We start from the raw sequence: 19,279 nt of genomic DNA, 5'->3' as shown, positions 1-19,279 counted from the left end.
AACAAAAAATTATTTAAACGGTATACCTATGCCAAATTTAGAATCTTCATTTAGAGCACTCAGAGTGCTTCACGCAGCAAAAAACTTATTTAATCAATATGGGTTTCATAAGGTCGGGGTCGACCAAATTATTGCAGAAGCCAAAGTTGCCAAGGCTACTTTTTACAACGACTTTCACTCAAAAGCACGACTCATCGAGATGTGTCTCACTTTTCAGAAAGACGCGCTCAAAGTAAAAGTGTTTTCCATCGTTAATTCTTACCGTGAAGAAATGGTGCTCGATAAACTTAAGCAGATTTACCTGTTACATGCCGACTTAAATGGCTTTTATCATTTACCCTTTAAAGCAATTTTTGAAATTGAAAAGCTCTATCCAGGTGCCTATAAAGTTGTGGTTGACTATAGAAACTGGTTTGTAAACGAAATCTATAAGTTGCTCTTAACCTTAAAAGCTACAGCCTCCATCCAAGATGCTTACATGTTTTTATTTATGATTGATGGCGCGATGGTTCAGCTTTTAGATAAAAATGCAGTAGATGAAAGAGATCGGTTATTGGATTATTTCTTTTTAAATTTTGCTTAAGCGACAAAACTCACTAAAGAAAAAGCCTCCAAATAAGGAGGCTTTCATTTTAAATAAAATAGCTGCTTAGCTTAATGTTGCAGGTTTTGCAGTCTGAGCCATTCCTTCAAAATATTGCACGGCAGGTGAACGAGCCATATAAGCTAAAGCTTGCTCGGTGTCACCTTCATGAAGTGGGTTAAATTTTGGAGAAACCCATCTTAATGTCGCTTTCCATAAATATTTAATGGTCGGTAAGTTGTCTGAGCGAGTCGCAGTTTTTTCAAATTCACGAATAATTTTGAAGTAGCCACGACGCATTAATTTTTGAATATCTTCGTGCTCTAAATCTTGTTGGCCTAAACTACGCGCAAAGTCAGCTAGGAAATAAATAAACAGCGGGAAAACAGCCGCCATAATCACTTGACGCGACACATAAAAACCAAACTTGTTTGTTAGTAGGTGCTCAAATAAGTCGTAGGCAACACAACGATGCTCAACTTCTTCAGCCAAATGCCAACGGAACAAATCTGCCATTGCTGGGTCTGCGCTATCCCAAGACTTACTATCAAGTGTCCATTGACCAATAGTTCCGGTAAAGTGCTCAATTGCAGCAATCACACCTACTCGAAAAAGTAACCAATATTCATCGAGCTTTTCGCCTTTTAAAAAGGGCATACCTAAAGGTTTGTCACCCAATAAAATGTTAAACACAAAATGGGCGCGGTTGAGTGTTTCTTGAATGTCGTAGCCATTTTCACGTAAGAAGTCCTGAGCTTTTTCATGGGCACGTGCATGAGCTGCTTCTTGACGAACAAAGCCAATCACTTCTTGTTTTAAGGTTTCATCGGTAATCAAGGGAAGGGTTTTATTAAACACGCGGCAAAACCAAAACTCACCAGCCGGCAAGAGCATATTAATACCATTGGCTACATGTGAGCATAGCGGATCATTCGGCATCCAACACACAGATGACTCCGCGAAATCAAAATGTACTTTTCGAGCTTTAAGCTGATGATTCCCTGTGATCATATACGTCACCCTATTCATAATTATTCATTTAATGCGAATGCACAATTTTTAGCATTAAGTAAAATCGATCACCATGTGAGTAAAGGACAAAAACATCCAACCAAAGGCTTAAAGAGATAAAAACGGTCTAAGACAGAGATTTCATAAATAAAAAAAGGCTCCTTATGAAAAGGAGCCTTCAGTTTGGGGAGTTAGGCTTTAAAGTTTCTAAGCCTCTTTATTTTTCTAAGCTGAAACGCTTTATTATAAATTTCACGTTAAGTCACGTATCGTGCTTTAAAGTCTAGATCGCTTGCCACTGATCTTTAACTTCTTCTGAATTTTTATTCAGAATGACTTGGTTTTCTTTCACTTCACCAATCCATCCAGTAGGAATAAGGTGATGTTGACCGCTTTCGTCTCGAGTCAGCTTTAATTGGTTTTCACCCTCTAGGTGGTCGACTGTACCTACTTTAGTACCACAAGAAGCAATAACGTCTGCGTGTTTTTTAATATCATTAATATTTAAAGTGCTCATTTTAGACCTCTTCTTTAGAAATAGAAAAACGGTAAGACTTAAATTACTTTAAATAATTGGATAAATCAGGGGTTTTTAATAAACCTTACAGGATGGGTTTATAAGTTCACTTAATAAATATATTCGAGTAACAATGAAATAATTAGATATAAAACTAATAATATTTATCTTTTTATTACAATTTACATGTTTATTTAAACAGAAGTATTTAGATAAGGTTAAACCAAGTCTTATAAATAATTATTTGCAATGAATATTAAAATACCTATAAATGTGACGATATTAAGTGTCTTGAGTGAATTTGAATCTGCCTTAGCTGAAGATAAAAGCAAGCTTCGTATAGATTTACTCTTTCAATTGGTAAATTTAGCGAAAAATTTGCCTCATCCCGCTTCGGGTCAGACCTATCAACGTTGGCAGCTTTTTGCTCAAATTGCTGGAGTCGATTTAAGTTTGGCGAAGCTTTTTGAATCACACTGCGATGCTTTAAGCATTTTAAATGAATTGGGTTATCACCCAGAAATAGATGACCAGCTTTGGGCTGTGTGGGCAGCAGACGGTGGACCAGCTCCATTGCAAGTAAAAGATAACCTTTGTAATGGCATAAAGCCTTGGTGCTCTGGTGCAGAGTTTATTCAAAAAGTTTTGATGAGTTATAAAAATCAACAAGGGCAGGCGCAGCTTTGTATTGTTGACTTAAGTCATTCCTCTATTAGCACGGACTCAAGCCACTGGCATGCAGTCGGGATGAATGCGACAAAGACTGCAAGAGTAAGTTTTGAAAATACACCTGTTAAATTGATAGGTCATCCAAATAGTTATTTAAAACGCCCAGGTTTTTGGCATGGTGCAGCAGGTGTTGCGGCTTGTTGGTATGGTGCCGCCGTGGGTTTAGCTGGTTTTTTACAAGAAAGTTGTCAGGTCAGTCCGAATCCTTTTAAAAAATTGTACTTGGGAGAGGTCGCTCATCAATTAGAAATTACTAAGCAATATTTTCAATATGTTGCTGAACTGATTGACAGCAAACCCATGCTAAATCATGAGCGGGAAATACGAATACTACGTGCCCAAACAGAACAATGCTGTCTGAGTGTAGTTGAGCGAGTAGGCAAAGCATTAGGCGCTCGTCCTTTTTGTGAAGATGCTACTTTTGCACAGCTCATGGCTGATTTGCCGGTGTTTATCAGACAAAGTCATGCTGCTTTTGACTACCAGCAAATTACAGAACTCTGTTTATCGGACCAAAGCCTATGGGAACTTTAAAACATCCTTTGGTCGAAGACCGCATTATTTTTGGTGAGGGCACGTCAAAAGAGCAATGGTTAAATGCATTTCAACAACAACCTTTAGCGCCTTTAAATCTTGAGTTGTTTCGCTCTAAAAGAGTGGTGATTGTCGCTCCACATCCTGATGATGAAGTACTTGGTTGCGGTGGTTTAATGCAGCAACTTATTGCGCTGAATTGTAAGATCCTCATTTTAGCGGTAAGTAACGGCACCCAAAGCCATCCTAAATCTACAAAATATCCTCCAGATCAGCTCAATATTCTTCGTCCGCAAGAAAGCTTGGCAGCCTTAAAGTGTTTAGGGGTAGCCGAGTCAACCGAGCATGTAGAGCTTAATTTGTTAGATGGTCAGATTCATTTACAAACCGATCAACTGTGGCAGAGTTTAGAGCAGATCGTTCAAGCCGACGATATTCTAATTTGTAGCTATGCGTTTGATGGTCACCCAGACCACGAAGCCGTAGGTAAAACCGTACAAGCTTACGCAACAGCTAAGCAACTTCTATGTTTACACGTATTAATTTGGGCTTGGCATTGGGCAAAGCCGTTAGACTCACGAATTGATTGGTACCGAGCAAAAGCCTACCGCTTAACCCAAGAACAACTAACTAAAAAACATCAAGCAATTTTGCAGTTTAAAACCCAACTTGAAGCAGATGAAACCACGGGCAATGCTGCGGTTCTTTCTTCAAGTGCAATTAAACGTCTTTTAATGCCTTATGAGGTTTATTTGAGTGATTCATTCTCGCATGTACTTTGAAGATTTATATCGTCATAACAGTGATCCGTGGGGCTATGACTCTCATTGGTATGAAGCTCGTAAAAGACAAATTTGTCTCGCGCTGCTGACAAGACCTCGTTATTCAAAAGTGTTAGAAGTGGGGTGTTCAAATGGACATTTAAGTTTTCATTTGGCGCAAAGAGCCGGGCAACTGCTGTGTATAGATGTCTCTGAGAGTGCTGTTCGCTTAGCGTCCGAGCGCCTAAAAGAGTTTGAGCATGTGGTTGTTGAAAATAGAAAAATACCTGAAGACTACTCAATTCAAAAATTCGATCTCATTTTAATTAGTGAGATGGCCTATTACTTATCTGCTGATGAGTTGCAGCAGTTTATTGAAAAGTTAAAACATAGTTTAAATGATGATGGCGAGATTCTTTGTTGTCATTGGCGTCATGAAATTCAAGATTTTGAATTAAATGCAGAACAAGTTCATCAATGCTTTCAGCAACATTTTCCATTTCATCACTATCTCAGCTTAAACGATCCAGATTTTATGATTGATCTCTGGACGGCGAACACTTCCTCTTTAGCACAGCAGGAAAAACTAAGATGAAAATAGGTATCGTCATTCCAGCACATAACGAAGAGCACTATCTATCTGCCTGTTTGCAATCTATTCAGGTCGCTATAGAGAACATTAGCGGTTATGACGTAGAGGTGATTGTGGTACTGGATAACTGTACAGATCAGTCGCGGTTGATTGTACAAAGCCATCAAATCAATTGGATTGAATGTAACTACGCATGTGTTGGGCAAGCACGAGATTTAGGAATTCGCCATTTAATTGGGCGTGGCGTGACATGGATTGCATGTACGGATGCAGACACGGTGGCTAGTCCTGATTGGCTGCGCTATCAAATCCAGCACCAACCTACAGATGCAATTTGCGGTACTGTAACGCTCGACGATTTTAGTCATCTCTCTATAACGAAACGGCAAAAATATTTAGCGCATTATAAAGATCAGATGGATCACGCGCATATTCATGGGGCAAATTTAAGTTTTAGTGCAGAGGTCTATCTTTTGGTCGGCGGCTTTGAGCCTATTTCATGCCATGAAGATGTATCTTTAATCAAAAAACTGATCAAGCATTGTTGCAATATTACTTGGAGTAATCTGGTTAGAGTGACAACGAGTAGTCGCTTAAACGGACGTGCACCTCAGGGCTTATCGTACTTTTTAAATAATCTCTAATCACTTAAACCATGATCTCTCCCAATATCGAAATATTCTTTAAATTTTTAGGGTCATATTTAATTTTGATGATGCTACCGACCTTATATTGATCGTGATTTTGTTTAGCAATAAGCACTTTAAGGTTTTCAGTAATGATTTGGCCTTGCTCAGTTTGAAATTTCAATTTTATATAACATAACGGGCGATATTGCACCTTAGCTAATGAGTCCTGAAAATATACGACCTCGGCAGAAGTAATCATTCCTCGTTTATAAATTAAAAACTTATGAACCAGACTTTTAAGAAAAAAGGTCCAAGCAATATAGACAAAGAATAAGCTGAACCAAACCACTCCAATAAAAGTCAAAAAATCAGAAAACTTCACTTACTAAAACCAGAATTATTCGTTTAACGGATTATTCTAAATGAACAGATTTGTTCGATCTAGTTGATGTACGTGATCTAAAACATAAGCAGATAAAACCTTATCGTTAAGCGTTAAAAATAATGAGATAAATAGCAGGGTATATAACTTAGTTGTTGTATTTATGCCTACATATGTAAACAAGTCTTATTAACATATGCTTTAGCCCTTAAAATTCTAGAAAAGAAAGTTTTAAGGTGTATAGGTTTGGATTTTTTAAGTTTTTTCCGCGATATTCGGGTTCAGTTAAGCCATTATCCTTGGCTAGAAATGTTTGTTTCACTCACTATTTTGATTTTATTTGCAGCAATAGCAAATTTTATTGCTAAACGCATTATTGTTCGGGGCGTCCGTCACTTGGTGACCAAGCTAAAATCACCCAATCAATCTATTTTTGCCCAGCATAGCGTCATAAAGAAATTTGCAAATATTGTTCCTGCTGTTGTAATTATGAACGGTATTGCAACGGTTCCTCATCTCACTCCAAAGTTCATTTCATTTGTAGAAATGGGCGCGCAAGCATTTATCTTTCTTACACTCGCGCTTACGGTTAGCGAGCTTTTAAATATCTTTAATCTTATTTATCAGCGTAATCCGAAGTCTAGAAATAAGCCGATTAAAGGTTACTTACAACTGGTTAAGTTAATCTTATTTGTTGTGTGTGGCCTGATGATTTTGGGAACATTCCTTAAAAAGGATGTGTTCACTTTACTGGCAGGTTTCGGTGCGATGGCAGCGGTATTAATGTTGGTTTTCCAAAACACCATTTTGTCTTTAGTGGCGAGTGTGCAAATTGCATCTTATGACATGGTTCGGATTGGAGACTGGATTGAGATGCCGTCGCTTAATGCAGATGGTGATGTAATTGATATTTCGCTGCATACGGTCACTGTGCAAAATTTTGATAAAACCTATACCACCATTCCAACCAATAAACTCGTTACCGATACATTTAAAAACTGGCGAGGCATGAGCAATTCGGGCTGCCGTCGAATGAAGCGTTCACTCTTTCTCGATCAAAGCAGTGTTCATTTTATGACTGATGAAGAGCAACAAAAGCTCAAAGAGTTTTTATTATTAGATCAATATCTCGATGCAAAGAATTCTGAAATTGAAGAGTTCAATAAGCATTTAAGCAATCAATCTCGTTATAACAAACGCCGTTTAACCAATATCGGTACATTTAGAGCCTATGTTGAATTTTATTTGCGCCAACATAAGGGGATTGCCCAAAATCAAACCATTATGGTTCGCCAATTACAGCCGACTAGCCAAGGTTTGCCTTTAGAAATTTATGCATTTACCAATACGATTGCATGGGTTTCTTATGAAGCAATTCAGTCAGATATTTTTGACCACTTAATTGCGATTCTTCCCGAATTTGGTTTACGTGTTTACCAAGCACCTTCGGGTCATGATTTGCAAAGATTAACTACTGAGATTAATCCAAGCTAACTTTTAAGCTGTTAATAGCTGCTCCTCAACTATTTTAAAAAGCTCCCAGATGGGGGCTTTTTTAATGTTTCATCTTTAGTGACCTGTGAGAAAAATATATAAATCTGAGAGTGAGTTAAATTGGTTCATTTAAAACCTAGACGTTGAGCGGAGCGAAAATTAGACTATCCAGCAAACCAAATATTTTGATGGTCACACATTGGGCTTAAATGCTTAATGCGTAGGTTGTCTCGCTCAAAATTACCACTCCCTCCAACAATATCTAATTCGTTACCTAAGCGGATATGCTTACCTTTATAGCTTAAAGCTTCTTTTTCAGAATCCCACTGAGCGGAGTGCTCGGGAAAGATAATGAGGATATCGTTTACATAAAGGCATTCTTGTTTTAGCTGCAATATTCCTTTTAAGCGTGCTGAAGCAGAAACACCGTTAAACTGATAAACAGGGAGTTTCACCGCACTTGCATTTTCGTTCGCTTCTTGCTGCTGACATCCTGTAAGAACAGCAAAAACAACTGCGCAAATCAATTTATTCTTAATACCCAATTTTGTTCCTATAGGGATTTCCATATAATTTTGATAGTAATGGACTAATGTTGCATATCAATCTTTAGATTGTTAGAGAAGATTTCATCTCACTACGGTTTAAACTTAAGTACTCAAGCCAAATGTACGCATTCACTGGCATGATTAATTATTGGTTATTATATTTTATTTATTTGTATATTGTTATCTTTTTTCATCTGAGTTTTTGGGAAAGATGGATTGTGCAATTTGCTTTGAAAAAAGTATTTGTAATTTATTTTTAACCTTAACTTTATCTTAAGGCATAAATATTTAGATAAGAGCTAATGAATATGTATGTTGGGAGAACATACAATGTTGAGTCATGAGAATTTATCTAAAACCTTGAGTAAGGTTCCAGAAGTCACCTTATTATTCTGGATCATTAAAATTGCAGCTACAACGCTAGGTGAAACTGCTGGAGATGCGCTATCTATGTCCCTAAATTTGGGATATATCATTAGTACGGCAATTTTTGCTGTGATCTTTGCCGTATTTGTCGGACTACAAATTAAAGCTAAAAACTATAATTCATTTTTCTACTGGGCGACGATCATTGCCACTACCACGTTAGGTACGACAATTGCCGATTTCGTTGATCGAACTTTAGGTGTGGGCTATGCAGGAGGGAGCTTAATATTACTTATTTTATTAGGCGTATCTCTGTTTGTTTGGTATTTGAGTTGCGGCACAATTTCAGTAAAAAGTGTTCAATCTACAAAAAGTGAAGCTTTCTATTGGTTAACCATCATGTTTTCTCAAACATTAGGGACAGCTTTAGGAGACTGGACTGCTGATACTCAAGGTTTGGGGTATACCAGCGCCGCTTTAATTTTTGGTACTTTATTATTGGTGTTAGCAATCTGCTATTTTTATACCAAAATTTCAAGAACCTTATTATTTTGGTTGGCCTTTGTTCTTACCAGACCTCTAGGTGCGGTATTGGGAGATTTCCTTGATAAACCTATCGCACATGGTGGATTAGAGTTAAGTAGATTTAGTGCGTCTTTTGTTTTATTAGCTTTTATTGTTGTCTGTTTAGTGGTCTTTAAACCTAAAGCAGCTCAGTCGTCTCATTAAATTAACTGCTCATTAAAAACCACATGATTCTCTTGAGTGATGTGGTTTTTTATTTGAGAGTAGGCATTTTTAAGAGACTTTACGGGTTATCCACCAAAATAATAATGCCAGAAGGCTAACACTTGCACCGAGTGCACACACGCCAAACCATCCAGCATAGACGTAAGTGGCTGTTGTACTGATTGCACCTAATCCACTACCAATTGCATAAAACAGCATGTATAGCCCGACAAGCCGACTATGCGCTTCCGGACGAGTGCGAAAAATCATGCTCTGGTTGGTGACATGTAAGGCTTGTCCGCCCAAGTCTAGTAATACGATGCCAATCACCAGTGCCCACAGTGAGTAAGCCATGAGTGAGAGTGGACCCCAAGCAAGCAGTAATATTACAAGTGCTGCTAAGCTTGTGCGCTGAGCATATCCGCGGTCGGCCCAATAACCCGCACGTGCGGCAGCCAGTGCACCAATAATTCCAACGAATCCAAAAGCCCCAATAATAGTATGTGAGAAGTTATATGGTGGTGCACTCAACGGTAGGACCAGTGCACTCCAGAAAATATTAAATGCTGCAAACATGAGTAAAGCTAAAACACCTCGCACTTGCAGTACTTTTTCTTGGCGCAGAAGTTTCAACATAGAAGCCAGAAGTTGCGGGTAGCGCATGGCACTAGGTTGAACTTCTAAATGAGGCAAACGTTTCCAAAGAGGTAACGCAATCATGAGCATGATGATGGCTGCACAAAAGTACACGCCACGCCAACCCGCTACATCGCTAATTCCTCCTGAAAATACACGAGCAAGCAATAAACCAATGAACACACCACTTTGTGCAGTACCGACTACATGTCCTTGTTCATGTGGGAGAGCAGCACTTGCAGCATAAGCAATAAGCCCTTGAGTCATGGCTGTACCGAGTAAACCCACCGCAAGCATTCCTGCCAAAAGAATAATTGTAGAATGTGCAAAGGCAACCACGAGCAATGCCGAGATTAAAGCCAATAACTGTAGGTCCATTAATCGACGCCGATTGACAAGGTCACCCAACGGCACTAAAAAGATTAAGGCTAGGGCACAACCTATTTGAGTGGCTGTCACCACCCCACCAATGGCGGCATGACTAACATTAAAGTCTCTTGCCAATATGTCGAGTAAGGGCTGCGCATAATAGACATTTGCTACGCTTGCACCACTTGCAATAGCAAACAGCAAAATTACGCCACGAGGCATGCTTGAAAGCGGTTTATCGCTTTTAGCGTGTGAAGTTGAAGATGCAAGAGAAGCTTTCATGGCCTAAATTCATTTAATCTGGTTTTAAAATGAAACTAGTTGAATGTTAAGCCTGCTAGTTTTAAAATGCAACTAGATAACTTGTTACTGATGATTGGTAAGGAAACTCGATGACGAACACTACACTGGTAAAAGACGAATCTTGTCCTGTTGCACGCTGCGTCAATCTCATCGGAGATCGTTGGTCACTGCTTATTGTGCGTGATGCTTTTGATGGAATGCGCCGTTTTGGAGACTTTCAGAAGAGTTTGGGAGTTGCGCGAAATATTCTTTCTGATCGACTAAAAAAATTAGTGGATGCTGGTGTTCTTGAAATGCAAGATGCTTCGGATGGCACGGCTTATCAAGAATATGTTTTGACAGCTAAAGGGGAGAGTTTGTTTCCAGTGGTTGTGGCTTTGCGACAATGGGGAGAGCAGAACCTATTTGAAAGTGGTGAGCGCCATTCTTTGTTAATTGATAAAACTACAGGTCAGCAAATTCCATTTATGGCGCCAGTCGCGGCAGATGGAACAGTGCTAAGAGCTTCTAATACTCAAGTGCAAAAGGTGTAATAAAATAAGAGAAAACAAAAATAACCTTTTTTAACTTAAATTTGGGCAGATTAGTTGGTACCCTTGCGCGTCAAATTAAGGTGAGATTATGAGATTTATATTCCTCTTTATAAGCGCAATTTCAATTCAATGTTATGCAGCATCAGAAGCGATGGAGCTTCATTACTGTGAAACTGTGAAAAAAGCAGCGAGTGGGGTGATGGATGCTAGACAACATGAAGTGCCAGCTCAAGAGTTACACGACATAGCCAATCATCTTGAAGAGCAACAAGCCAAACAACTTTATCAAGAGCTTATTAAATCTGCATATTCTTCAAAATTATTTGAAGATCCTCTCATTAAGTCAAAAGCTGTCGAAAATTTTCAAACGACTTGGCATGAACAATGTTTAGCAAAAGATTTAGCTAAAAATATTTGAGGGTGTTGGTGCAAATAGCTAACTAACCGATACTGAAAACCACCTAATTTTTTAAGCTAGGTGGTTTTTTAATTTGAAAGCAGTAAATGAGGCTCGAAATTGTGACTCTAACCTTGGCAAGGTTATAATAAACATTAAATAACAATAAGTTATATTTGAATGGTGCCGAAGTGGTGTCGAATAATTTTTTACAGATCATTATCTGAGTGGTAAGTGAAAATTAAACAATAAAATGACTTTAACAAACTTATTATTTATTACTCAGAACCTTGGCTTTAGCTTCGCGAGCTTCTTTTCGACTCTTTAAGGTTTTTTCTAACATTGAGATTTCTTTTAAGTCGCTCCATGCTAAGAAAAAACTAAAAATAGAAGTAAGACCTATTGATAAAATTAATGCTAAAAGATGTTTGTCGGATAACAAGCTTAAAGAATTTAAGATAAATATTGTAAATACAATAATTATAAATAAAACAGCAACATAAAGAGATGATTTGCTGCGAACTTCGACAGTTGAAGTGAGCCTGTCTCTTTCCGATTGACTTAACCCATCAAGTTTAAGTGCATCTAGCATCCCTTTATAAGCCAGATAGATCTGGCTTAAAGGAAGTAGTAAAACAAAAGAAAACTGAATAAGATTAATTGTTACTGTGAATTTTAAATAACTAAATATTAAGGAAAAAATGACAAATAATGCTACTAACACTAGTGCAATAAATCTAGCATTATTGTAAAACGGCAAGTAGCGTTTGTTCATAATTAATCACCAAAATTAATATTGGTCGTCATCCAATTATATAGTTGAACTTTGAGGCCGTCGTTATAAACTTTATTGTTGATTGTTTCAACAGAAATCTTACCACTCATTTTTAGATTGTCGGCAGTAACTTTTGTCCCATCTTCTAGTGTTATGACGTAATCATCATTGTGTCTCATTGATGAGGCAACAGTATCAATTACTTTTTGTCCACTTTTAGAGGTTTTACGGTTGTAAGTCAGTGTTAGTTTTAACTTGAGATTAGCGTCATCTAAACTATCTTCGAATTTTAAATTATTTAAATCTACACCAAATGCATTTTTTAGCACCTCAAGAACATTATCTTCAATTTTATAATCGATCTTTGCTGGTACATTCGATTCTACTGTGTGTACAGGCTGTAGCTCTGCAGATCCTATACCAGAGGAAATTGAAATAGTTTTGGCTGGAGTTGTATCTAACTTTTGCTTTATTGCGGGATTTGGAGCATCTTTTAATATCAATGCACTATTTTCAGGTAAGGCTTTAGCAGCCTCTCCTAGAAGCCATCCTAAATAAGATTCAAGAGTTCTGGATGTTAGTGATCTTGATTGAATGATTGCGACATGATTATCTATAACACCAAAATAAAGAACACTATCTACAAATTCTTTTCTTGTTGAAATTTCAGAAGGTTTACCTTCTTCATCATCTGGTAGATCTTCAGTTAAATAAGTTTTAATAGGATATTCTGTGGCATCTTCACTTTCAATTTTCAATACAGCTTGTGCTTTCCCAGATTCGATAATAATTAATTCACCGAAAAACATACTTTGATGAGAGCTTGTGTGATTGATTAAAAGAAAATCATCTTTTGTTGCAGATACAAATTGTTGGCGATTAACCGCTTTATAATAAAATGAATCCTTATCTAACAACTGTGCCTTAAGTAATTGCCCGAGATTAGCACCTTTTAAAAAATCAACTTTTTTATAATGTACAGTTTTATCTTTAACAACAGTTTTGCTCATGTTTTTTCTCCCCCCGAATTTTGAAATTTTAAGTCGGGAATAATTAAAATTTATTAATTTGGTTTAATTTTTAAACATTTAATAAGATTATATATATTAAGAGTTTTAATTTGTAAACCTTGTATGTTTAAAGGGGTATTAGCCCCATTCTAATTCTTCCGTCTCGACTGCCGTGGCTATCTCTGAATATTCAAGTTTTCAAGAATAGGTATAACTTCACTCAGATGGCAAAAGTGTTGATCATCTGTGACTTTATTTAAAGAAAGCAGCTCGTTAAATCTGATTAAAGCTATTTATAAATCGGGGTAGGAGCAATACGAATTTAGCTAACCAATAGACAATAAAAAAACCACCTAATTCTTTCGAATTAAGTGGTTTTTAAATTTTGGAGCGGGAAACGAGACTCGAACTCGCGACCCCAACCTTGGCAAGGTTATGCTCTACCAACTGAGCTATTCCCGCAATGTGAGCACATTATAGAGTGTTTCACTAAAGTGTCAACACTCTTGTGATTTAATTGAACATTTAATCAGCACGACGCCAAACTGTACCTTGGCGAGTGTCTTCAAGTACTACACCTTGGTCGAGTAAAGACTGACGAATACCATCTGCTTTAGCAAAGTCTTTTGCTTTTTTCGCATCAACACGTTGTTGAATAAAATCTTCAATTTCAGAATCAGACAAAGTAAGCGCTTCTTGTCCAATATCTGATTTTAAGAAATCATCTACATTGTGTTGTACCAAACCTAAAATGTTGGTGAGGTGACGTAATGTCGAATAAAGCACAGTCGCTTGGTCAGCTTGCTCTTCTTTTACTGCACGGTTTAACTCTTTGTTCAGTTCAAACAATACCGCCATTGCTTCGGCAGTGTTGAAGTCATCACACATCGCATTATTAAAACGTTCAACAAAGCTTTGATCAAGCGTTTCAGTTGTCGTTTGACCGTACACTTGTTGGTAAGCTTTAAATGAATGATAGAAACGAGTTAAAGAAGTTTTTGCTTCTTTCAGTGCCACATCAGAGAAGTTCACAGGACTACGATAGTGTGAAGACACAATAAAGTAGCGAATCACTTCAGGGTGAAATTTCTCCATAACGTCACGAATAGTAAAGAAGTTGCCTAAAGACTTAGACATCTTTTCACCATCAACGTTAATGAAGCCAACATGCATCCAGTAGTTTACATATTGCTCGCCAGTTGACGCTTCACTTTGCGCAATTTCATTTTCATGGTGTGGGAACATTAAATCTGAACCACCACCATGAATGTCAAAGTGATTGCCTAGGCAGCAAGTCGACATTGCAGAACATTCAATGTGCCAACCCGGACGGCCATTACCCCAAGGAGATGCCCAAGATGGTTCATTTTCTTTGGCATGTTTCCAAAGTACAAAGTCAAACGGATGTTTCTTTTCAACTTCTACGTCAACACGCTCACTTGCGCCAGCTTGCATATCATCAAGCTTACGGCCAGAGAGGCGACCATATTTTTCAAATTTGGTGACTTCAAAATAAACATCGCCATTTGCAGCAGGGTAAGCAGAGCCTTTATTGACCAGATTGCCAATCATGTTTTGCATCTGATCAATATATTCAGTCGCTTTAGGTGCTTCATCGGGTGCAGCACAGCCTAAGTTAGCTGCATCTTCGTTCATTGCATCAATGAAACGAGTAGTCAGCTGCTGAATGGTTTCACCATTTTCATTCGCGCGTTTAATAATTTTGTCGTCAATGTCGGTAATGTTGCGAATATAGCGAACATTCCAGCCTTGGCTACGCAAGAAACGAATAATGTAGTCAAATGCAACCATAACTCGAGCATGCCCGATATGACAGTAATCGTAAACGGTCATACCGCAGACGTACATATCGATGTGACCTTCTTTGCGAGGTACAAATTCAACTTTTTTTCGTTGCTCAGAGTTATATAAAACAAACGGTTGCATAAGGGTTTTCAAACACTCTAAAAAAATCGTCATCCATCATAACGTATACACCATATTTCATAAAGTTATCAGTAAAAAAGATGCTGAGATAAGTATCGTTATTTGAAAAATGATTCGTTATAGGTGAAGATGCAGAAAGTTTTTAATGAATAAGAAAATTTATATGAATCATGCAAGTAACCCTTTTAAAAAGGCTGGTATTGCGCTCCTTACAATAGGTGTTCTAGATATTATTTTAATGATCTACTCGATAATAAGTAAGATTAGTTACTCATCATCATTCAATATATTTGCTGTAATTGTTGGAATTCTTCTTCTAAAAGGTAGTGTAAAAACTGCACGATTAACAAGATGGTTCAGTTTATTCTTCTCTATTGTATTGGTGGGAGGAGCTATTGGGATGATATTGATCATGCCTTTCGATTTATTAAAAATACAAATTAAACTCAATATATTATCTGCGCTAATTACATTTTTTATTGTAGTGATATTTTTCTCTTTACTTATATGGATCTATCGTCAACTTTCGACTCCAGAAGTGCTGAAATTGTTTACTGAAGCAGGGTATGCAACTACAAAGAGTTCAGCTTATTTCTTTGGTTCTGTTTTTTTAATATTTATGCTGGGAATGCTTACTATTGTAGGCAAAGAGTCAGAGCAGAAGGCCAAAGAATTAGCTCGGCAACAACTTGGTTCCAATTTTCAATATTACGTTTCGAGCATGTCTTTGTCAGGGAAATCGGGTCAGGCAAATGTTATTGCTTATACAGATAAGGAAATTCGACATATTCAGATAGATTGGTAATAAATACGGGGAAATAAGATTCTTTGATAAGTCTTCTTTAACTAAGTTGAAATAAGAACCAGTTTTTTCTCCATGTTTAATTAAATCCTATACATTTAAAAACGTGTAGATGATTGAGTTATGTTAGAATGCCCCCAAATCTTTTGATTAAAATCACCGATCTTCATAAGAGATCAGATCAATTATTTTGAGTCAAACTCGTATGCCCAATCCTACAGATTTTCAAAGCAGCGCATTAGCAACCTTGCGTATTGAGCAACAAGCCCTAGACGTGTTAGCAACACAAATTAATGACAGTTTTAGTCAGGCTTGTGAAATATTGTTACAGTGTAAAGGCCGTGTTGTGATTACTGGCATGGGTAAGTCAGGGCATATTGGCCGTAAAATGGCTGCGACTTTTGCTTCAACTGGTACACCATCTTTCTTTATGCATCCGGGCGAAGCTGGACATGGCGATTTGGGGATGCTGGTTCGTGGTGATGTTCTAATTGCAATTTCCAATTCTGGAAAAAGCGATGAAATCATGATGTTGATGCCACTGATCAAACATCTTGGTGTACCTCTTATTACCATTAGCCGTACTGATAAAGGGCCAATGCCTCAAAATGCCGACATCGCTTTAACTTTAGGCGAGTCTGATGAAGCATGCCCACTAGGATTAGCTCCGACATCGAGCACGACTGCAACCTTAGTATTGGGTGATGCGCTGGCTGTTGCTTTACTTGAAGCACGTGGTTTTACTGCAGATGATTTTGCTCGTTCGCATCCTGCTGGAGCATTGGGTAAGCGTTTACTTTTACATGTAAAACACCTCATGCATACAGGCGATGAATTGCCAAAAGTTTCACCAGATACGCCCATGAATCAAGTGCTTTACGAAATTTCTAATAAGCGTTTAGGCTTGACCACGATTGTAGATGAACAGGAACATTTGCTTGGTATTTTCACTGATGGTGACTTGCGTCGTTTAATTGATAAACAGCAAGGTTTCGATGTGAATTTACCTGTTTCTGAAGTAATGACAAAAAAACCGTCAACTATTTCTCAAGAAGCACGTGCGGTAGAAGCTTTACAACAGCTTAACCTGAAAAAAATCAGTCAATTTGTTGTGGTTGATGACCAAAATAAAGTGATTGGTGTAATTAGTATGCATGACCTTATTCAGGCAGGGGTAAATTAATCAATGGCATCTTATGCATTGTTAGAACAAGCACGTCACTTACAGGCATTGGTTCTGGATGTCGATGGTATTTTGAGTGATGGCTTTGTAACTTTAACCAATAGTGGCGATGAAATTAAATCATTCGATATTCGTGATGGTTTAGGCATGAAACTTGTGCAGCAAGCAGGCATGAAAGTCATCATTATTACGGGCCGAAAAAGTAATATTGTTGAAAAACGTATGTCTGATTTAGGCGTAGATCTTGTTTTTCAAGGCCGTGAAGACAAAGGTTCTGCGTTACGTGAAGCTTGTGCACAGTTTAATATTTTGCCTTCCGATTGCTTGTATATGGGTGATGACTGGCCTGATTTATCTGCTTTTGCAATCGCAGGAATGAGCGTTACCGTGCCAAATGGTCATGAAGAAGTGCGTCGTCGTGCGCATTTAGTTACCCAGTCAATGGGCGGACGTGGTGCTGTACGTGAAGTCTGTGATATGTTGCTGATCGCAAAAGGCATTTACCAAGAACTTCTTGAAAAATATCTTGCAGTACCGCATTAATAATAAGATTACTTAAAAAGGTAGGCTATTCCTGCTCATGGATACCAGAGTTTTATCTATTGTTGCTGTAGTTATTGCTGCTATAAGTGGTGGTTATTACTACTATAGTGGCAAAGCAAAAAAACTAGACATTGGTTCTGCGAAGAATATGACATATTCGGCGCAGGGCGTCCATTTGACTCAAACTGATGATCAAGGCAATTTGTATATTCGTGCTGAAGTTCGTCAGCTTGAACAGGATATGCAACAAAAAACATCAAAGTTGGATCAACTTAATGCCTCTATGTATAAAGATGGCAAGGTTGATGCGACATTCTTTGCGAAACAAGCAAATGGCTATGATGATAATCGTAAAGTTATACTATCGGGTGATGTGGTCGCAACTAAACTTGCTCCACAAGGGAAAATCGAATTCAAAACCGATGAGTTAACTGGTTATCCAAAGACCAGAGAGATTGAAACGGATCATCAAGTGATTGTACAGTCTCCACAAGCCGACTTTGTCAGCAAAGGATTAAAAGCCAATTTGAACAACGGTCAGTACGAATTTTTTAATATTCGAGGAAAGTATGCACCAAAGTCTTAATTTAAAACGTTCTTCAGCTTTCCTAAAACAAGCTGCGGTTATTACATTCGTTGCTTTATCATCAGCTTCGACTTTTGCGTTGCCGTCTGACCGTAATCAACAAATTTCACTCGTGGCAGACCGTGCAACTTATAACGAAAAAACTGGTTTGACGACTTACACCGGTAATGTCGTGATTGAGCAAGGTACGATGAAGCTTCAAGCAGATTCGATTGTTGCTACACTAAACTCTAAGCGTGAAATCCAAACCATTACTGCTAAAGGCCGACCATCTAAGTTTCAGCAACAAATAAGTGCTGATAAGGGCGTGGCACGTGGTGAAGGACAGACCATTGTTTATAATGCAGATACGGGCATTATTACATTGAATGGTGGTGCATATTTATATCAAGATGGTTCTAGTATTCGTGGTAACTCATTGAAATATAGTATGAACAAAGGTGATGTTGAAGCTCAAGGTTCATCATCAAATCGTGTGCAGATTATTATTCCACCATCAAGTTCAAAAAGCTTTCCAGGAGCGCGTGACTAATGCAACAAGCTCTTCAACAACCCCAAACTTTGTGTATTAAGCACTTAGGAAAAAACTATAGTAAGCGTTGGGTCGTCAAAGACGTATCTTTTAGTATGCAAAGTGGACAGATTGTTGGTTTGCTTGGCCCTAACGGTGCAGGAAAAACAACAAGCTTCTATATGGTTGTAGGGCTAGTGCGTATGGACAAAGGTGAAATTCACCTTGATGATCTTGATATGTCCGATTTGGCAATGCATGAACGGGCACGTAAGGGCATTGGATATCTTCCGCAAGAGGCTTCTATTTTTAGAAAGCTGACCATTGCTGAAAATATTATGTCCATTTTAGAAACACGTAAGGACTTAAATAAGCAACAACGCCAGCAACGTCTTACTGAATTATTAAATGACTTTAAAATTAGTCATATTAAAGATTCATTAGGAATGAGCGTGTCGGGTGGTGAACGCCGCCGTGCTGAAATTGCACGTGCATTGGCTGCTGATCCTAAATTTATGTTGCTTGATGAACCATTTGCCGGCGTTGATCCAATCTCGGTTGGAGATATTAAAGATATTATCCAGAATTTGAAGGACCGTGGCATCGGTGTGCTCATTACTGACCATAACGTACGTGAAACTTTGGCAATTTGTGAACGTGCATATATTGTGAGTGAAGGGGCTGTAATTGCAGAAGGTACACCACAAGAAATTCTGGATAATGAGCAAGTCCGTAAAGTCTACTTAGGTGACGATTTTACAGTTTAAATTACAAAGTTAATCTATTTGTCTAAAAAGAGGTCAATGCCT

Annotated in this window: 23 protein-coding genes and 1 tRNA gene; 15 read left to right on the top strand and 9 right to left on the bottom strand. The window is 38.0% G+C overall.

Translation table 11 applies throughout. The annotated features are described in order from the left end of the window. The first annotated feature begins 28 nt into the window (after positions 1 to 28). Positions 29 to 583 (top strand): TetR/AcrR family transcriptional regulator, encoded by a 555-nt coding sequence (locus AC1PJP_RS18830; protein ID WP_479768127.1) that lies wholly within the window; start codon positions 29 to 31, stop codon positions 581 to 583. A 66-nt stretch (positions 584 to 649) separates the two neighbouring features. Here the strand turns inward: AC1PJP_RS18830 and AC1PJP_RS18825 are convergent, their stop codons facing one another. After that, complete coding sequence (locus AC1PJP_RS18825) at positions 650 to 1,594, bottom strand: metal-dependent hydrolase (RefSeq protein WP_479768125.1); 945 nt, start codon at positions 1,592 to 1,594, stop codon at positions 650 to 652. A gap of 283 nt (positions 1,595 to 1,877) precedes the next feature. After that, positions 1,878 to 2,111, bottom strand: coding sequence for a DUF2171 domain-containing protein (locus tag AC1PJP_RS18820; protein ID WP_005303705.1), 234 nt, complete (start codon positions 2,109 to 2,111; stop codon positions 1,878 to 1,880). 249 nt (positions 2,112 to 2,360) lie between these two features. On the opposite strand from AC1PJP_RS18820, the gene AC1PJP_RS18815 reads away from it, so the two are divergent. Genes AC1PJP_RS18815 through AC1PJP_RS18800 form a run of 4 tightly spaced genes read left to right on the top strand, consistent with a single transcriptional unit; the run spans position 2,361 to position 5,371 of the window. Then, positions 2,361 to 3,374, top strand: coding sequence for an acyl-CoA dehydrogenase (locus AC1PJP_RS18815; protein ID WP_479768124.1), 1,014 nt, complete (start codon positions 2,361 to 2,363; stop codon positions 3,372 to 3,374). Next, the gene (locus AC1PJP_RS18810) at positions 3,362 to 4,156 is read left to right on the top strand and encodes a PIG-L deacetylase family protein (protein WP_479768122.1); all 795 of its coding nucleotides are present in this window, start codon (positions 3,362 to 3,364) and stop codon (positions 4,154 to 4,156) included. The genes AC1PJP_RS18815 and AC1PJP_RS18810 overlap by 13 nt, the downstream gene beginning before the upstream one ends. Further along, positions 4,131 to 4,730 (top strand): class I SAM-dependent methyltransferase, encoded by a 600-nt coding sequence (locus AC1PJP_RS18805; protein WP_416715786.1) that lies wholly within the window; start codon positions 4,131 to 4,133, stop codon positions 4,728 to 4,730. The genes AC1PJP_RS18810 and AC1PJP_RS18805 overlap by 26 nt, the downstream gene beginning before the upstream one ends. Next, entirely contained in the window at positions 4,727 to 5,371 is a 645-nt protein-coding gene (locus AC1PJP_RS18800; protein WP_479768120.1) for a glycosyltransferase family 2 protein, read from the top strand. The genes AC1PJP_RS18805 and AC1PJP_RS18800 overlap by 4 nt, the downstream gene beginning before the upstream one ends. A gap of 4 nt (positions 5,372 to 5,375) precedes the next feature. Here AC1PJP_RS18800 and AC1PJP_RS18795 read toward each other — a convergent pair whose 3' ends face one another. Beyond that, positions 5,376 to 5,738: a DUF3592 domain-containing protein gene (locus AC1PJP_RS18795; RefSeq protein WP_051080044.1), complete on the bottom strand. Its 363-nt coding sequence runs from the start codon at positions 5,736 to 5,738 to the stop codon at positions 5,376 to 5,378. Positions 5,739 to 5,984: 246 nt separating this feature from the next. Here AC1PJP_RS18795 and AC1PJP_RS18790 point away from each other — a divergent pair, with 246 nt between their 5' ends. Continuing rightward, positions 5,985 to 7,232 (top strand): mechanosensitive ion channel family protein, encoded by a 1,248-nt coding sequence (locus tag AC1PJP_RS18790; RefSeq protein ID WP_199942403.1) that lies wholly within the window; start codon positions 5,985 to 5,987, stop codon positions 7,230 to 7,232. 164 nt (positions 7,233 to 7,396) lie between these two features. Here AC1PJP_RS18790 and AC1PJP_RS18785 read toward each other — a convergent pair whose 3' ends face one another. After that, complete coding sequence (locus tag AC1PJP_RS18785) at positions 7,397 to 7,801, bottom strand: hypothetical protein (protein ID WP_192833688.1); 405 nt, start codon at positions 7,799 to 7,801, stop codon at positions 7,397 to 7,399. A gap of 309 nt (positions 7,802 to 8,110) precedes the next feature. On the opposite strand from AC1PJP_RS18785, the gene AC1PJP_RS18780 reads away from it, so the two are divergent. Continuing rightward, entirely contained in the window at positions 8,111 to 8,875 is a 765-nt protein-coding gene (locus tag AC1PJP_RS18780) for a COG4705 family protein (RefSeq protein ID WP_479768117.1), read from the top strand. Between the two features lie 69 nt (positions 8,876 to 8,944). On the opposite strand, the gene AC1PJP_RS18775 is transcribed toward AC1PJP_RS18780, so the two are convergent. Further along, a complete protein-coding gene (locus tag AC1PJP_RS18775; RefSeq protein WP_479768116.1) occupies positions 8,945 to 10,162 on the bottom strand; it encodes an MFS transporter in 1,218 nt (405 codons plus the stop codon). Between the two features lie 110 nt (positions 10,163 to 10,272). Here AC1PJP_RS18775 and AC1PJP_RS18770 point away from each other — a divergent pair, with 110 nt between their 5' ends. Both AC1PJP_RS18770 and AC1PJP_RS18765 read left to right on the top strand, forming a co-directional pair. Beyond that, the gene (locus AC1PJP_RS18770; RefSeq protein WP_479768114.1) at positions 10,273 to 10,716 is read left to right on the top strand and encodes a winged helix-turn-helix transcriptional regulator; all 444 of its coding nucleotides are present in this window, start codon (positions 10,273 to 10,275) and stop codon (positions 10,714 to 10,716) included. A gap of 88 nt (positions 10,717 to 10,804) precedes the next feature. Further along, positions 10,805 to 11,134 (top strand): hypothetical protein, encoded by a 330-nt coding sequence (locus tag AC1PJP_RS18765; protein ID WP_375036858.1) that lies wholly within the window; start codon positions 10,805 to 10,807, stop codon positions 11,132 to 11,134. Between the two features lie 250 nt (positions 11,135 to 11,384). Here the strand turns inward: AC1PJP_RS18765 and AC1PJP_RS18760 are convergent, their stop codons facing one another. The 4 genes from AC1PJP_RS18760 to cysS all read right to left on the bottom strand — a co-directional run bounded on the left by AC1PJP_RS18760 (position 11,385) and on the right by cysS (position 14,845). After that, positions 11,385 to 11,888, bottom strand: a complete 504-nt coding sequence (locus AC1PJP_RS18760; RefSeq protein WP_479768112.1) for a hypothetical protein — start codon at positions 11,886 to 11,888, stop codon at positions 11,385 to 11,387. 2 nt (positions 11,889 to 11,890) lie between these two features. After that, the gene (locus AC1PJP_RS18755) at positions 11,891 to 12,898 is read right to left on the bottom strand and encodes a hypothetical protein (protein ID WP_479768110.1); all 1,008 of its coding nucleotides are present in this window, start codon (positions 12,896 to 12,898) and stop codon (positions 11,891 to 11,893) included. A 386-nt stretch (positions 12,899 to 13,284) separates the two neighbouring features. Beyond that, positions 13,285 to 13,360, bottom strand: a tRNA-Gly gene (locus AC1PJP_RS18750). Between the two features lie 63 nt (positions 13,361 to 13,423). Continuing rightward, the gene (gene cysS, locus AC1PJP_RS18745) at positions 13,424 to 14,845 is read right to left on the bottom strand and encodes a cysteine--tRNA ligase (protein ID WP_479768108.1); all 1,422 of its coding nucleotides are present in this window, start codon (positions 14,843 to 14,845) and stop codon (positions 13,424 to 13,426) included. Between the two features lie 163 nt (positions 14,846 to 15,008). Here cysS and AC1PJP_RS18740 point away from each other — a divergent pair, with 163 nt between their 5' ends. The 6 genes from AC1PJP_RS18740 to lptB all read left to right on the top strand — a co-directional run bounded on the left by AC1PJP_RS18740 (position 15,009) and on the right by lptB (position 19,237). Next, positions 15,009 to 15,650 (top strand): hypothetical protein, encoded by a 642-nt coding sequence (locus AC1PJP_RS18740; protein WP_228269810.1) that lies wholly within the window; start codon positions 15,009 to 15,011, stop codon positions 15,648 to 15,650. A 202-nt stretch (positions 15,651 to 15,852) separates the two neighbouring features. Further along, positions 15,853 to 16,830 carry a KpsF/GutQ family sugar-phosphate isomerase gene (locus AC1PJP_RS18735; RefSeq protein ID WP_004793424.1) on the top strand — a complete coding sequence of 326 codons (978 nt, stop codon included), beginning with the start codon at positions 15,853 to 15,855 and terminating at the stop codon, positions 16,828 to 16,830. Positions 16,831 to 16,833: 3 nt separating this feature from the next. Beyond that, on the top strand, positions 16,834 to 17,373 hold the full coding sequence (locus AC1PJP_RS18730) for a KdsC family phosphatase (protein ID WP_004793423.1): 540 nt from the start codon (positions 16,834 to 16,836) through the stop codon (positions 17,371 to 17,373). 37 nt (positions 17,374 to 17,410) lie between these two features. Continuing rightward, positions 17,411 to 17,959, top strand: a complete 549-nt coding sequence (gene lptC / locus AC1PJP_RS18725) for an LPS export ABC transporter periplasmic protein LptC (RefSeq protein WP_013198419.1) — start codon at positions 17,411 to 17,413, stop codon at positions 17,957 to 17,959. Next, a complete protein-coding gene (gene lptA / locus AC1PJP_RS18720) occupies positions 17,943 to 18,491 on the top strand; it encodes a lipopolysaccharide transport periplasmic protein LptA (protein WP_013198418.1) in 549 nt (182 codons plus the stop codon). Before lptC ends, lptA begins: the two co-directional genes overlap by 17 nt. Beyond that, entirely contained in the window at positions 18,491 to 19,237 is a 747-nt protein-coding gene (gene lptB, locus AC1PJP_RS18715) for an LPS export ABC transporter ATP-binding protein (RefSeq protein ID WP_107881577.1), read from the top strand. Before lptA ends, lptB begins: the two co-directional genes overlap by 1 nt. Positions 19,238 to 19,279 lie beyond the last annotated feature (42 nt).

The sequence above is a fragment of the Acinetobacter sp. V116_7 genome, assembly GCF_056735735.1.
Note: the sequence above shows the minus strand (reverse complement) of the source record. Positions and strands in the feature narration are given on the sequence as shown.

What these genes read in the sequence shown, in the direction of transcription:
- AC1PJP_RS18785 (WP_192833688.1), bottom strand. Translation starts at nt 7,801, where the DNA reads ATGGAAATCCCTATAGGAACAAAATTGGGTATTAAGAATAAATTGATT.
- AC1PJP_RS18810 (WP_479768122.1), top strand. Translation starts at nt 3,362, where the DNA reads ATGGGAACTTTAAAACATCCTTTGGTCGAAGACCGCATTATTTTTGGT.
- cysS (WP_479768108.1), bottom strand. Translation starts at nt 14,845, where the DNA reads ATGCAACCGTTTGTTTTATATAACTCTGAGCAACGAAAAAAAGTTGAA.
- AC1PJP_RS18820 (WP_005303705.1), bottom strand. Translation starts at nt 2,111, where the DNA reads ATGAGCACTTTAAATATTAATGATATTAAAAAACACGCAGACGTTATT.
- lptC (WP_013198419.1), top strand. Translation starts at nt 17,411, where the DNA reads ATGGATACCAGAGTTTTATCTATTGTTGCTGTAGTTATTGCTGCTATA.
- AC1PJP_RS18775 (WP_479768116.1), bottom strand. Translation starts at nt 10,162, where the DNA reads ATGAAAGCTTCTCTTGCATCTTCAACTTCACACGCTAAAAGCGATAAA.
- AC1PJP_RS18760 (WP_479768112.1), bottom strand. Translation starts at nt 11,888, where the DNA reads ATGAACAAACGCTACTTGCCGTTTTACAATAATGCTAGATTTATTGCA.
- AC1PJP_RS18780 (WP_479768117.1), top strand. Translation starts at nt 8,111, where the DNA reads ATGTTGAGTCATGAGAATTTATCTAAAACCTTGAGTAAGGTTCCAGAA.
- AC1PJP_RS18800 (WP_479768120.1), top strand. Translation starts at nt 4,727, where the DNA reads ATGAAAATAGGTATCGTCATTCCAGCACATAACGAAGAGCACTATCTA.
- AC1PJP_RS18730 (WP_004793423.1), top strand. Translation starts at nt 16,834, where the DNA reads ATGGCATCTTATGCATTGTTAGAACAAGCACGTCACTTACAGGCATTG.
- lptB (WP_107881577.1), top strand. Translation starts at nt 18,491, where the DNA reads ATGCAACAAGCTCTTCAACAACCCCAAACTTTGTGTATTAAGCACTTA.
- AC1PJP_RS18830 (WP_479768127.1), top strand. Translation starts at nt 29, where the DNA reads ATGCCAAATTTAGAATCTTCATTTAGAGCACTCAGAGTGCTTCACGCA.
- AC1PJP_RS18735 (WP_004793424.1), top strand. Translation starts at nt 15,853, where the DNA reads ATGCCCAATCCTACAGATTTTCAAAGCAGCGCATTAGCAACCTTGCGT.
- AC1PJP_RS18740 (WP_228269810.1), top strand. Translation starts at nt 15,009, where the DNA reads ATGAATCATGCAAGTAACCCTTTTAAAAAGGCTGGTATTGCGCTCCTT.
- AC1PJP_RS18755 (WP_479768110.1), bottom strand. Translation starts at nt 12,898, where the DNA reads ATGAGCAAAACTGTTGTTAAAGATAAAACTGTACATTATAAAAAAGTT.
- AC1PJP_RS18825 (WP_479768125.1), bottom strand. Translation starts at nt 1,594, where the DNA reads ATGATCACAGGGAATCATCAGCTTAAAGCTCGAAAAGTACATTTTGAT.
- AC1PJP_RS18770 (WP_479768114.1), top strand. Translation starts at nt 10,273, where the DNA reads ATGACGAACACTACACTGGTAAAAGACGAATCTTGTCCTGTTGCACGC.
- AC1PJP_RS18765 (WP_375036858.1), top strand. Translation starts at nt 10,805, where the DNA reads ATGAGATTTATATTCCTCTTTATAAGCGCAATTTCAATTCAATGTTAT.
- AC1PJP_RS18815 (WP_479768124.1), top strand. Translation starts at nt 2,361, where the DNA reads ATGAATATTAAAATACCTATAAATGTGACGATATTAAGTGTCTTGAGT.
- lptA (WP_013198418.1), top strand. Translation starts at nt 17,943, where the DNA reads ATGCACCAAAGTCTTAATTTAAAACGTTCTTCAGCTTTCCTAAAACAA.